Source organism: Caballeronia glathei, assembly GCF_000698595.1.
GTDB classification, from domain to species: Bacteria; Pseudomonadota; Gammaproteobacteria; order Burkholderiales; family Burkholderiaceae; genus Caballeronia; species Caballeronia glathei.
In genome coordinates, this window is sequence record NZ_JFHC01000048.1 from 1 (window position 1) to 12,983 (window position 12,983).

General features: G+C 63.5%; 11 protein-coding genes. 6 read left to right on the forward strand and 5 right to left on the reverse strand.

Annotated elements, in window-relative coordinates; translation table 11 throughout:
• Positions 1-78: 78 nt before the first annotated feature.
• Positions 79-1,077, reverse strand: coding sequence for a porphobilinogen synthase (hemB, locus tag BG61_RS25545; RefSeq protein WP_035930962.1), 999 nt, complete (start codon positions 1,075-1,077; stop codon positions 79-81).
• Between the two features lie 275 nt (positions 1,078-1,352).
• The gene (gene yihA / locus BG61_RS25550) at positions 1,353-2,015 is read right to left on the reverse strand and encodes a ribosome biogenesis GTP-binding protein YihA/YsxC (protein WP_035930961.1); all 663 of its coding nucleotides are present in this window, start codon (positions 2,013-2,015) and stop codon (positions 1,353-1,355) included.
• 317 nt (positions 2,016-2,332) lie between these two features.
• Here yihA and BG61_RS25555 point away from each other — a divergent pair, with 317 nt between their 5' ends.
• The 5 genes from BG61_RS25555 (at position 2,333) to msrQ (ending at position 8,423) form a co-directional block, all read left to right on the forward strand.
• Positions 2,333-2,989, forward strand: a complete 657-nt coding sequence (locus BG61_RS25555; protein WP_035930960.1) for a c-type cytochrome — start codon at positions 2,333-2,335, stop codon at positions 2,987-2,989.
• Positions 2,990-3,168: 179 nt separating this feature from the next.
• On the forward strand, positions 3,169-5,385 hold the full coding sequence (locus BG61_RS25560) for a cytochrome c biogenesis protein ResB (RefSeq protein ID WP_035930959.1): 2,217 nt from the start codon (positions 3,169-3,171) through the stop codon (positions 5,383-5,385).
• Positions 5,386-5,389: 4 nt separating this feature from the next.
• Entirely contained in the window at positions 5,390-6,592 is a 1,203-nt protein-coding gene (gene ccsB, locus BG61_RS25565) for a c-type cytochrome biogenesis protein CcsB (protein ID WP_035930958.1), read from the forward strand.
• A 169-nt stretch (positions 6,593-6,761) separates the two neighbouring features.
• Positions 6,762-7,751: a protein-methionine-sulfoxide reductase catalytic subunit MsrP gene (gene msrP, locus BG61_RS25570; RefSeq protein WP_035930957.1), complete on the forward strand. Its 990-nt coding sequence runs from the start codon at positions 6,762-6,764 to the stop codon at positions 7,749-7,751.
• 9 nt (positions 7,752-7,760) lie between these two features.
• Positions 7,761-8,423 carry a protein-methionine-sulfoxide reductase heme-binding subunit MsrQ gene (gene msrQ / locus BG61_RS25575; protein ID WP_035930956.1) on the forward strand — a complete coding sequence of 221 codons (663 nt, stop codon included), beginning with the start codon at positions 7,761-7,763 and terminating at the stop codon, positions 8,421-8,423.
• 54 nt (positions 8,424-8,477) lie between these two features.
• Here msrQ and lysA read toward each other — a convergent pair whose 3' ends face one another.
• Together lysA and lptM are read right to left on the reverse strand one after the other, a co-directional pair.
• Positions 8,478-9,740, reverse strand: coding sequence for a diaminopimelate decarboxylase (gene lysA / locus BG61_RS25580; RefSeq protein WP_035930955.1), 1,263 nt, complete (start codon positions 9,738-9,740; stop codon positions 8,478-8,480).
• 33 nt (positions 9,741-9,773) lie between these two features.
• A complete protein-coding gene (gene lptM, locus BG61_RS25585) occupies positions 9,774-10,103 on the reverse strand; it encodes an LPS translocon maturation chaperone LptM (RefSeq protein WP_035930954.1) in 330 nt (109 codons plus the stop codon).
• Between the two features lie 35 nt (positions 10,104-10,138).
• On the opposite strand from lptM, the gene cyaY reads away from it, so the two are divergent.
• A complete protein-coding gene (cyaY, locus tag BG61_RS25590; RefSeq protein ID WP_035930953.1) occupies positions 10,139-10,456 on the forward strand; it encodes an iron donor protein CyaY in 318 nt (105 codons plus the stop codon).
• Between the two features lie 39 nt (positions 10,457-10,495).
• Here the strand turns inward: cyaY and BG61_RS25595 are convergent, their stop codons facing one another.
• Positions 10,496-12,898: a penicillin-binding protein 1A gene (locus tag BG61_RS25595; protein WP_035930952.1), complete on the reverse strand. Its 2,403-nt coding sequence runs from the start codon at positions 12,896-12,898 to the stop codon at positions 10,496-10,498.
• Positions 12,899-12,983 lie beyond the last annotated feature (85 nt).

The window sequence follows — 12,983 nt, forward strand, 5'->3', positions numbered from 1 at the left end:
CCCTGGGATCACCGGGCGCTTACGATGCCGAATGCGGCATCGCCCTTTTCTTTGTCCCGGCGAGGTTCGGCGAGGAGCCTACTTCGACGCCCGCAGAATCCTCGCGGCATCCAGCGCGAAATACGTCAGCACGCCGTCCGCGCCCGCGCGCTTGAACGCGAGCAACGACTCCATCATCGCCTTGTCGTGATCGAGCCAGCCGTTTTGCGTGGCGGCCTTGATCATCGCGTACTCGCCGCTCACCTGATACGCGTAGGTGGGGAAGCGGAACTCCTCCTTCACGCGATACAGGATATCGAGATAGGGCATGCCAGGCTTCACCATCACCATGTCGGCGCCTTCCTCGATGTCCATGCGCACTTCGCGCAGAGCCTCATCGGAGTTCGACGGGTCCATCTGATAAGTCATCTTGTTGCCCTTGCCGAGATTCGCCGCCGAGCCGACCGCGTCGCGGAACGGCCCGTAGAACGCCGACGCGAATTTGGCCGCATACGCCATGATGCGCGTGTGAATGTGGCCGTCGCTTTCCAGCATCTCGCGGATCGCCCCGATTCGCCCGTCCATCATGTCCGACGGCGCGACGATATCCACCCCCGCTTCCGCCTGCGTACGCGCCTGCTCGACGAGGATCTCGCTCGTTTCGTCGTTGATCACGTAGCCTTCCTCGTCGAGCACGCCGTCCTGGCCGTGGCTCGTGTACGGGTCGAGGGCGACGTCCGTGAGCACGCCGAGTTCGGGGAAATGCTTTTTCAGCTCGCGCACCGCGCGCGGGACGAGGCCTTCGGAATTGGTCGCCTCGCGGCCATCGGGCGTCTTCAGCGAAGGCTCGATGGCGGGAAAGAGCGACAGCACCGGCACGCCTGACTCGAGGCATTGCTCCGCGACCTTCATCAGCAAATCGACGGACGTGCGTTCCACTCCCGGCATCGACGGCACGGCCTGCCGCACGTTCGTCCCTTCGACGATAAATACGGGATAGATCAGGTCGTCCGTGGTGAGAATGTTTTCGCGCATCAGGCGGCGCGAGAAGTCGTCACGGCGCATGCGGCGCGGACGATGATGCGGATAGAAACTCATGGCTTTATCGACGTGAAGTGACCGGGGTGACGAGGGCGGCGGTCCGAAGCGCCGAGGCGCTCGATGCTTGCCGGCGGGGCCGCCCGGACCCGTCCAGAAACTTTTCGAGACAATGGTATATCATACCGATCGAGCAACGCGCTTGCGCTGCGCTCCCCGCTTCTCCTCCCTGAGCGGGTGCCTGTCGTTATTCGATTAGGCTGTTTGACCCGCCGTCATGCGGCGGGTTTTTTTATGGACCGATGCTTTTGCTTGACCCGACGGCGTCGAACAGGTCACTGCGCTGTGTCTTGAGATTCGTTCTCGCCCGCCGCTTCGGGGATGAGCCAGCTTTCGATGAGTTCGTGCGCTTCCTCGATACCCGTGCGCTTGAGCGCCGAAAAGAGTTGCACGGTCAGTTCCCCGCGATATCCCGCCGCCTTGTACTCCGCGAACGATTTCTTCGTCGCGCGCAGGGCGTTGGTCATCTCCTGTCGCGTCAATTTGTCGCATTTGGTGAGCAGCGCGTGAATCGGCTTACCGGTGGGCGCGAACCAGTCGATCATGATCTGATCCAGTTCCGTCAGCGGCCGGCGCGAATCCATCATCAGGATCATGCCGCACAGCTGCGCGCGGCTTTGCAGGTACGTGGAGAGCAACTGCTGCCAGTGCGCCTTCGCGGCGCCCGGCACTTCGGCGTAGCCGTAGCCCGGCAGGTCGACGAGGTGTGCGACGGGCTCATCGGCCGGACCGACGGAAAAGTAATTGATATGCTGCGTGCGTCCTGGCGTCTTGCTCGCGAAAGCCAGCCGTTTCTGATTGCACAGGATGTTGATTGCCGTCGATTTGCCCGCATTCGAACGCCCGGCGAACGCGATTTCCGGTTGCGGCGTGGGAGGCAGATCGCGCAAATGATTGACGGTCGTGAAGAATCGGGCTTGGTGGAGCAGGAATGACATTGGCGGGCCGATAAGAAAAAGCGGTGAAAACCCAAGCCTTGAGAACCCGGTAAATACTGGGCATGCCCCGACTGGCGTCTTTGCGATTAGCGAGTTATTGTACAATACGGCGGTTTACTGAAGACCAGCACGGGCGCGCAAGACCCAAGCCAGATAAGGAGCGAGACGGGATTTCGGGCTTTTTTTTGAGCCCTTCGTTCGGGTATCTTGTGGCGATCCGTGGAAGAACCGGGGTGGAAGAACCGGGTGGCAGAAACAGTCGCCGTCGTTTTTTGCAGAACCTCACATTCTCACAAGACGAAAAACAGGGTACGCGAATGAACCGACTGTACAAGTCTCTGATGGTGCTTCAAGCAGCAGCAACGTTCGGTGGATTGGCAGGGTCAGGACAAGCGGCCGAGTCCGCACAGCCGGCAAAGCCGGATCTGAATCGGGGGCAGGCAATCGCAACCCAGGTGTGTGCCGCGTGTCATGCGGCGGATGGCAACAGCGCTGGCGCGGCATTTCCGAAGCTCGCGGGGCAGCATGCGGAATACCTCGTCAAGCAGTTGAAGGATTACAAGACCCAGCCGGGCGCGAAGGCGCCGGCGCGCAACAACCCGATCATGGCCGGCATCGCGGGGGCGCTGTCGGATCAGGACATGATCAACGTCTCGGCGTACTTCGCGGCGCAAAAAACCAAGCCCGGTTACGCCCGCGACAAGGCCACCGTTGCACTGGGCCAGAAGATTTATCGTGGCGGCATCTCGGACAAGGGCTTGCCGGCGTGCGCGTCGTGTCACGGCGCAACGGGGCTGGGCATGCCGGTGCAGTATCCGCGTCTGTCGTTTCAGTGGAGCGACTACACGGCCGCGCAGCTGACCGCGTTCGCGCAGGGCACGCGCAACAACAGCGAGCCGATGCATACCATCTCGCTGCGTATGAGCGACGCGGAGATCAAGGCGGTTTCCGATTACATCGCAGGTCTGCATTGAGCAGCGTCCAGCGATTGGCCGGGTAGCCTCAAGCGTCGAAGAGCAACATCCGTTACCCTGCAGTCGCCCGTATTACGAAGCCGGTCCGGCGAGACCGGCACGAAAACAAGAAAAGGGTGGGACGCCGGTCGATGACCGCCAGCGTCTCCACCCTTTTTTGCTGTCCAGTCGGAGTTTGAATGAGCGTTAGCACCTCGGGATTGCAGTCGAAGTCGAGCAGTCGGACCATCAGGCACATCATCGAGCTCGTGAGTTCGATGCGCTTCGCCATCGCGCTGCTCGTTATTCTCGCCATCGCGAGCATCATCGGCACGGTCCTCACGCAGGAAGATCCGTATCCCAACTACGTCAATCAGTTCGGTCCCTTCTGGGCCGACATCTTTCGCGGGCTGAGCCTCTACAGCGTGTACAGCGCGTGGTGGTTCATGCTGATCCTGATCTTTCTGGTGATCTCCGTGTCGCTGTGCGTCATTCGCAACGGCCCGAAAATGATCGCCGACATGAAAAGCTGGAAGGACCGCGTGCGCGAAGGCAGCCTGCGCGCGTTTCACCACAAGGGCGAGTTCGAGGTCGCCACGAGCCGCGCCGATACGGCCGCCGCGCTCGAGCGCCTCGCGGCGAAGCTCGGCTACAAGTACGTCACGCGCGAAACCGACAGCGGCGCCACGCTGATCGCCGCCAAGCGCGGCGCACTGACCAAGCTCGGCTACATCTCGGCGCACCTCGCGATCGTCGTGATCTGTCTCGGCGGGCTGCTCGACAGCAACCTGCCGATCAAGCTGCAAATGTGGCTCTTCAACAAGACGCCGATCGCCACGAACGCCGTCATCAACGATATCCCGCCCGAACATCGGCTATCGTCGTCGAACCTGACGTTTCGCGGCTACGCGTGGGTGCCCGAAGGCCAGCACGTCGGCACGGCGATCCTGAACCAGCAGGACGGCTCGCTCATCCAGGACCTGCCGTTTTCCATCCAGCTCGACAAGTTCATCGTCGATTACTACTCAACGGGCATGCCGAAGCTGTTCGCGAGCGACATCGTCGTGATCGATCACGAGACCGGCAAGCGCATTCCGGCGCGCATCGAGGTGAACAAGCCGTTCACCTATGACGGCATCTCGATCTACCAGTCGAGCTTCCAGGACGGCGGCTCGAAGCTCGAAATGACCGCATGGCCGATGTCCGGCGGCAGTGCGAAGACGGTGCCGTTCGGCGGCGCGATCGGTGGCACCGCGCCGATCGACGCGCGGATCGCGGGCACCAAGGGCGAAACCGTCGAATTCACCGATTTCCGGGCGATCAACGTCGAGAACATCACCGACGGCCGTGGCGCGATCGATGCACGCGGCGTCGGCCAGACCCAGACGCTCAAGCAGGCATTCGACGAGCGGCTCGGCTCGGGCGCGAAGACGTCGAAGCCGACCGACCTGCGCAACGTCGGGCCGTCGGTGCAATACAAGGTGCGCGGCACGGATGGCCAGGCGCGCGAGTACAACAACTACATGCTGCCGCTCGACGTATCCGGCCAGCGGATGTTCCTCGCCGGCATGCGAGTGAGTCCGAATGACCCGTTCCGCTATCTGCGCATCCCCGCCGACGAGCAGGATTCGGTCAGGCAATGGATGAACCTGCGCGCCGCACTGGAAACGCCGTCGATGCGCGCCGAAGCCGCGCACCGCTTCGCGCAGCGCTCGGTGCCGCAGGCGAACGCCGAATTGCAGAAGCATCTGGAAGAAAGCGCCGTGCGCGTGCTCAACCTGTTCGCGGGCGCCGACGAATCCGGCGCGGCGCCGCAGAATCCTCAGACTATTGGCGGCTTCCAGGCGGTGGCGGGATTCATCGACCGGTCGGTGCCGAAGGGTGAGCAGGAAAAGGCCGCGGGCCTCCTGCTGCGCATGCTCGAAGGCGCGACCTGGGACCTCTGGCAGGTGTCCCGCGCGCAGAACGGCCTGCCGGAAGCCAAGGTAGACGAGAAGAACACGGCGTTCGTGCAATCGTCGATCAACGCGCTTTCGGACAGCTTTCTGTACGGATCTCCGGTCTTCCTGCAACTTGACTCGTTCAAGCAGATCCAGGCGTCGGTGTTCCAGCTTACGCGGGCGCCGGGCAAAAAACTGGTGTATCTTGGCAGCCTCCTGCTCGTGCTCGGCATTTTCGCGATGTTCTACGTTCGCGAACGGCGGCTCTGGTTCTGGCTCAAAGATGAAGGGCAGGGTGGCGCGACGGTGCTGATGGCGATGTCGACGGCGCGCAGAACGTTCGATTACGAAAAAGAGTTCGAAAAAACACGCGACACCGTCGCCGCCACGCTCAAAGGCAGGCCGGTGGTTCAGGCCCCCTTGTCCGGCCCGACAGCGCAAGACACGTCCCCCGGTTCGCAGGATTCAACTCGGTAAGATCATGGACCTCACACAAGCTTCTTCCCGTTCGACGGCGGCCGCGAGACGCCCCGTTCAAGACGCGGCCGACCCCGCGCTGTTCGACGACCGTCCGTTTCTCAGGAGACTCGGCGCATTCGACTGGCTGTTCGCGCTGGCGATGGTGGCGGGCGCGGGTTTCGCGCTCTTTCGCTACCACCCGTTCATGGATTACTACGACAAGGCCGTGCTGATCTGCGCCGTGCCGACGTTCGTCGTGCTCGGGTGGCGCTGGAAACCGGTGCGCCTGTTGATCGCGCTGATCGCGCTGCTCGCGCTTTCGTCGATACAGCTCTATCACGCCGACCTCGCCCGCGCCGACACCAACTTCTTCCTGAAGTATTTCCTGTCGAGCCAGTCCGCGATTCTGTGGATGAGCGCGCTCTTCGTGCTCGCCACGCTGTTCTACTGGATCGGCCTCCTCTCGCGCTCGCAGACGGGCGGCGCGATCGGTTCGCGCATGACGTGGGTCGCGGTGCTGATGGGTTTCACCGGGCTGATGGTGCGCTGGTACGAGTCGTACCTGATCGGCACCGATGTCGGGCATATCCCCATCTCGAACCTGTATGAAGTATTCGTGCTGTTCTGCCTGATCACGTCGCTGTTCTATCTGTACTACGAGCAGCACTACGGCACCCGTGCGCTGGGCGCGTTCGTGCTGCTCGTGATCAGCGCGGCGGTCGGCTTCCTGATGTGGTATTCGATCGCCCGCGACGCCCAGCAGATCCAGCCGCTCGTGCCCGCACTGCAAAGCTGGTGGATGAAGATCCACGTGCCGGCGAACTTCATCGGCTACGGCAGTTTCGCGCTGTCGGCGATGGTGTCCGTCGCGTATCTCGCGAAGCAGCGCGGCGTGCTCGCCGACCGCCTGCCGTCGCTCGAGGTGCTCGACGACGTCATGTACAAGTCGATCGCGGTCGGCTTCGCGTTCTTCACCATCGCGACGATTCTCGGCGCTCTGTGGGCCGCCGAAGCCTGGGGCGGCTACTGGAGCTGGGACCCGAAGGAAACCTGGGCGCTGATCGTCTGGCTGAACTACGCGGCCTGGCTGCACATGCGTCTGATGAAAGGCTTGCGCGGCGCCGCTGCCGCGTGGTGGGCACTGACCGGCCTGCTGGTCACCACGTTCGCGTTCCTCGGCGTCAACATGTTCCTCTCCGGACTGCACAGCTACGGCAAACTGTAATTTCGCGGGTTGCCCAGCGACTAAGAACCGTCATGCAGATTTTGCTGACGGTTTTTTTTCGTCGCGCGCAGGAATACCTGCATCCAAAATCGTGTTTGACAACTATATAACCTAAGGAGGTGCGCCTGATTTTCCCGGGCGCGCCGGTGCAATCGGTCAGGAGCAGCAAATGTGGATCAAACGAAACGGCCATCTTTCCGGCGACGATATCGCGCGTAGCGAAATCACGCCCCGCGAGGTGTTCGAGAACCGCCGCCGCGTGTTGCGGGCCTTGGGCGCCGCAGCTGCGACCGGTCTCGTCGGCGTGAACGGCGAGGCGCTCGCGACGATGACCTCGCCCGACGCGAAGGGCCAGAAGCTGGCGGCGAAGACGAATCCGAAGTACGTCGTGACCGACAAGGTCACGTCATTCAAGGACATCACGACGTACAACAACTACTACGAGTTCGGCACCGACAAGAGCGATCCGGCCCAGAACGCGCACTCGCTGCGCCCGAGGCCGTGGAAGCTTTCGGTTGAGGGCGCGATCAAGAATCCGAAGGTGTACGACATCGACGAGCTCCTGAAAATCGCACCGCTCGAGGAACGCGTCTACCGGCTGCGTTGCGTGGAAGGGTGGTCGATGGTGATTCCGTGGGTCGGCGTGTCGCTCTCCGAGCTCATCAAGCGCGCCGAGCCGACCGGCAACGCGAAATACGTGCAGTTCATCACGCTCGCCGATCCGTCGCAGATGCCGGGCCTGTCGACGCCGATCCTCGAATGGCCCTATTCCGAAGGTCTCCGGATGGACGAGGCGATGCACCCGCTCACGCTGCTCACGGTCGGCCTGTACGGGGAAGTGCTGCCGAATCAGAACGGCGCGCCGGTGCGCATCATCGTGCCGTGGAAATACGGCTTCAAGAGCGCGAAGTCGCTGGTGAAGATCCGCTTCGTCGAAAAAGAGCCGCCGACCAGTTGGAACACCTACGCGCCGACCGAATACGGCTTCTATTCGAACGTGAACCCGAACGTCGATCACCCGCGCTGGAGCCAGGCGACCGAGCGGCGCATCGGCGAGGACGGCTTTTTCACGCCGAAGCGCAAGACGCTGATGTTCAACGGCTACGCCGACCAGGTGGCGTCGCTGTATCAGGGCATGGACCTGAAGAAGAATTTCTGAGTGGACACTATGCAAACGGTATCCGACATCAAACGTCCAGCTTCGCGCAGCAGCAGCGGCGCGAGCATGGGCTGGGTGGCGCCCGCAAAGGTGATCGTGTTCATCGCCGCGCTTTATCCGCTCGCGCGGATCGTGTTGCTCGGCGTTACCAACGGGCTGGGCGCGAACCCGATCGAGTTCATCACGCGCTCGACGGGCCTCTGGACGCTCGTCTACCTCTGCATCACGCTCGCGATCACGCCCGCGCGGCGGCTGACCGGTGTCAACGCGCTGCTGCGGTTTCGCCGGATGCTCGGGCTGTACGCGTTTTTCTTCGCCGCGCTGCACTTCACGACGTACCTGTGGTTCGACAAGTGGTTCAGCGTCACCGAGATTCTGAAGGACATCGGCAAGCGGCCGTTCATCACGGTGGGGTTCGCGGCATTCCTGCTGCTGATTCCGCTCGCCGTGACCTCGCCCAAGGCGATGGTGAAGAAGCTCGGGCGCCGCTGGCAGACGCTGCACAAGGCCATCTATCTGATCGCCACGCTCGCGATCCTGCATTTCTGGTGGATGAAGGCGGGCAAGCACGACCTGATTCTGCCGAAGATCTACGGCGCGATCGTGGTCGTGCTGCTGGGATGGCGATTGCTGGTGTGGCTCAAGGGCCGCTACGCGCGGCCGCGCGCGTGAGCAATAAAAAAGCGATGCCGCGGCATCGCTTTTTTTCGGCTGAAACGTCTCGCCTCAGTCGGGCAAGATCGATTCCCCGGCGAATAGTTGTCTCACTTCCTCGCGCTCGCGCACGAGGCGCGCGCGCTCGCGATCGACCATCACTTCGGCGGCGCGCGGGCGCGTGTTGTAGTTGGAGCTCATCACGAAGCCGTAGGCGCCGGCCGAACAGATCCCGAGCAGGTCGCCCGGCTCGACGGCGAGTTCGCGATCGCGGCCGAGCCAGTCGCCGCTTTCGCAGACCGGGCCGACGACGTCGTAGGTCTGCGCTTTTGCGTCGCTTTTCACGACCGGCACGATGCGGTGGAACGCTTCGTACATCGCGGGGCGGGCGAGGTCGTTCATCGCGGCATCGACGATGGCGAAGTTCTTTTCCTCGCCGGGTTTCAGGTATTCGACCCGCGTGAGCAGTACGCCCGCATTGCCGACGAGCGAGCGCCCCGGCTCGAAATACACTTCGCGATGAGCGTGCCCGCGCTTCTCGATATGCCCGAGCACCGCGCGCACGAATTCGCCGATATCGGGTGGCGTTTCGTCGTCGTAGGTGATGCCGAGGCCGCCGCCGACGTCGACATGGCGAATGGTCGCGCCGTCCGTTTCGATCTGCTCGACGAGATCCAGGAGCCTGTCGACCGCGTCGAGGTACGGGCTGATCTCGGTGATCTGCGAACCGATGTGGCAGTCGATTCCAACCACCTCCAGGTTCGACATCGCGGCCGCCTGCGCGTAGGTCGCGCGGGCGTCGTCGAAGGCGACGCCGAACTTGTTCGACTTGAGGCCGGTGGAAATGTACGGATGCGTTTTCGCGTCGACGTCCGGGTTCACGCGCAGCGACACCGGCGCCCGCTTGCCCGCGGCCTTCGCCACTTCGTTCAGGGCGTGCAGTTCCGGAATCGATTCGACGTTGAAGCACTTCACGCCCGCGTCGAGCGCCTCGCGCATCTCGGCCGACGTCTTGCCGACGCCCGAGAACACCGTGTTCTCCGCCTTGCCGCCTGCGGCGAGAATGCGCGCGAGTTCCCCTGACGACACGATGTCGAAGCCCGCGCCGAGCCGCGCGAACACGTTGAGGACCGCGAGGTTGCTGTTCGCCTTGACCGCGACGTGGATCGTCGCGCGGCGGCCGTCGCAGGCGTCGGCGTAGGCGTGATAGGCCTCGGTCAGCGCGCCGCGCGAGTAGACGTAGAGCGGCGTGCCGAACTGTTCGGCGAGCGAGACGGCGGAAACGCCCTCGACGTGCAGGATGCCGTCAGCGTAGGAAAATGCGGATTGACTCATGCGAGACCTGAAGGAAACAGTGAAGCGGGCAGATCATTCGGCGGATGACGCGGCCTTGGGCACCGCCGCGCCGGATTTCAGATCGGTTTCGGGCGAAAGCACGAGCGGCTCGCCCGAGGTGTCGGGCACGCTGCCCTGATCGGCCGATGTGTCGCGCGTCGTGCCCGGCCGCGACGCCGTTCCATTGTCCGGCTTGACGTCGGACGGCGGCGTGTCCTTGAGATCGCCTGGACGCTGCGGCAGGGGCGGCGTGGTCGGAAGATAGAGCGGACCGCGCTGCCCACAACCGCCGAGCGCGCCCGCCGTGACGGCGGAAACGGCCAAAGCCGCTACAATCGCGCTCATCCTGAAAACGACTCGCATGACTGTCCCTGAAAAATTGATCGCAGGAGTTTAGCATGACGGACCACGAATACCTGACCCTCGCCGAGGCCGCGCTGACGGCCATCGAACGCGCGGTGGACAACGCGGAGGCGGACATCGAGTTCGAGCGCAGCGGCAATGTGCTCACGCTGGAATTCGAGAATCGCACGAAGCTGATCGTCAATTTGCAGCCGCCGAAGCACGAAATCTGGCTGGCGGCGAAGGCGGGCGGATTTCACTACAAATACGTCGACGGCCAGTGGCGTGACACGCGCGACAACAGCGAATTTTTCTCGACGCTCACGAAATACGCGACCGAACAGGCAGGAGAGCCGGTCCGCTTTTCAGCGTGACCGGCCCGGTTTTACGGCGCTGCTGAACGCATGGCGCGTTCAGTGGCCCTTGAACAGATTCATGATGTCCTGCTTTTCCTGCTCGCCGACTTCGGGCGCGGGCGCCGTCACGCCCGAGACGCCTTCCTCCTGCGGCGGCGCCTGACTGACGCCGATCGTCGCCACGAAGCCGTGGCCCGGCGTCATGTCGTCGTAGTACAGCTCGCCGCCTAGCGAGGCCACGTCGGGCGGCTGCAGAGGCTTGTATTCCGGCACCCCGCGCAACGCGCGCGACATGTAGTCCATCCACACCGGGAGCGCGAGGCCGCCGCCCGTTTCCTTGTCGCCGAGGCTGCGCGGATTGTCGTAGCCGATCCATGCAATCGCGACGAGCGAATGCTGATACCCCGCGAACCACGCGTCGCGCGAATCGTTCGTCGTACCCGTCTTGCCGGCGAGGTCGCTGCGCTTCAGCTGATTCGTCTTCGCACCCGTGCCGCGCTGCGCGACGCTTTGCAGCAGGCTGTTCATCACGTATGCGTTGCGCGGCGTGATCGCGAGCGGCGCGGTCTCCTGCGCGACGAGCGGCTGCGGATGCGACACCACGGCGCCGCGCGGGTCCGTGATATCGGCGATCAGGTACGGATTCACGCGATATCCGCCGTTCGCGAACACCGAATACGCGGTCGCCATCTGCAGCGGCGTGACGAGACCGGCGCCGAGCGCCATCGGCAGATAGGCCGGGTGACGGTCCGCGTCGAAGCCGAACTTGGTGATGTATTGCTGCGTGTACTTCGTGCCGATGTGGCTCAGGATCCGGATCGACACCAGGTTGCGCGACTTCTGCAACGCCTGGCGCATCGACATCGGGCCGTCGAAGCCGCCGCCGTAATTCTTCGGCTCCCACGCCTGCCCGCCCGTCTCGGCGGCGCTGAAGAAGAGCGGGGCGTCGTTGATGATCGTCGCCGGCGACAGGCCCTTTTCCAGCGAAGCCGAATAGACGAAGGGCTTGAAGCTCGACCCCGGCTGGCGCCACGCCTGCGTCACGTGGTTGAACTTGTTCTTGTTGAAGTCGAAGCCGCCGACGAGCGCCCGGATTGCGCCGTCCTGCGGCACGACCGAGATCAGCGCGCCTTCCACCTGAGGCAGTTGCGTGATGCTCCACTTGCCGTCGTCGTCCTTCACGAGCCGCACGATCGCGCCGGGGCGGATGCGCTGGTTCGGCTGCGCGCGGCTGGAGAGCGCGTTGGCGACGAAACGCAGGTCGTTGCCGTCGATCGTCGCCACATTGCCGTCGATGAAGCTTGCCTTCACCTGCTTCGGGCTCGCCGACGTCACCACGGCCGCGACGATTTCACCGTTGTCCGGATGCTCGACGAGGGCGTCGTCGATGGCCTGCTCGCGCTCCTCGGCGTCCGACGGCAGGTCGATGAAGCCTTCCGGCCCGCGATAGCCGTGCCGGCGCTCGTAATCCATGATGCCCTTGCGCACGGCGCGGTAGGCGGCGTCCTGGTCGGCGGAATCGATGGTCGTCACGACGTTCAGGCCGCGCGTATACGCTTCCTCGCGGTACTGGGCGTACATCATCTGGCGCACCATTTCCGCGACGTACTCCGCGTGCACGCTGAACTCGCGTCCCGCGCCCTTCACGACGAGCGGCTGCTTCGACGCCTCCTCGTACTGCCCGGGCGTGATGTAGCGCAGCTCCAGCATGCGTTCGAGGATGTATTCCTGCCGCACCTTCGCGCGCTTCGGATTGACGACCGGGTTATACGCGGAGGGCGCCTTCGGCAGCCCGGCGAGCATTGCCGCCTCGGCGAGCGTGATGTCCTTCAGCTCCTTGCCGAAATAGACGCGCGCCGCGCTCGCGAAGCCATACGCGCGCTGGCCGAGATAGATCTGGTTCATGTAGACCTCCAGAATCTGATCCTTCGTCAGCGCGCGCTCGATCTTGTACGCGAGCAGCATCTCGTAAATCTTGCGGGTGTAGGTCTTCTCGCTCGACAGGAAAAAATTGCGTGCGACTTGCATCGTGATCGTGCTCGCGCCCTGTGACGCGTGGCCGTTCGTCAGCGCGACCGTGCCGGCGCGCAGAATGCCGGTCAGATCGACGCCGCCGTGATCGTAGAAGCGCGCGTCCTCGATGGCGAGCACCGCTTTCTTCAGACTGTCCGGCACGTCCTGGATCCGCACGACGCTGCGCCGTTCCTCGCCGAATTCGCCGATCAGCACGTGATCCGCCGTGTAAATGCGCAGCGGAACCTTCGGACGATAGTCGGTGAGGGCGTCGAGCGACGGCAGGTTCGGCTGCGCGACGACGAGCGCATAGCCGAGCACGAGCCCCGCGCAGACGATCAGCCCGAAAATACATACGAAAAATCCGAGCAGGAGCCGCACCCAGATCGAGCGCTTCGGCCGCACGGGCGGCTGGGACGGCGGGGAATTCGGGGAAGAAGATTGCATAGCACCACCAAAAAACGGTCCCGCGATTATAGCTGCCTCGCTTGACGGCCCTTCGCCGGGTGCGTCCGGCGGCGGCGCGCGGGTC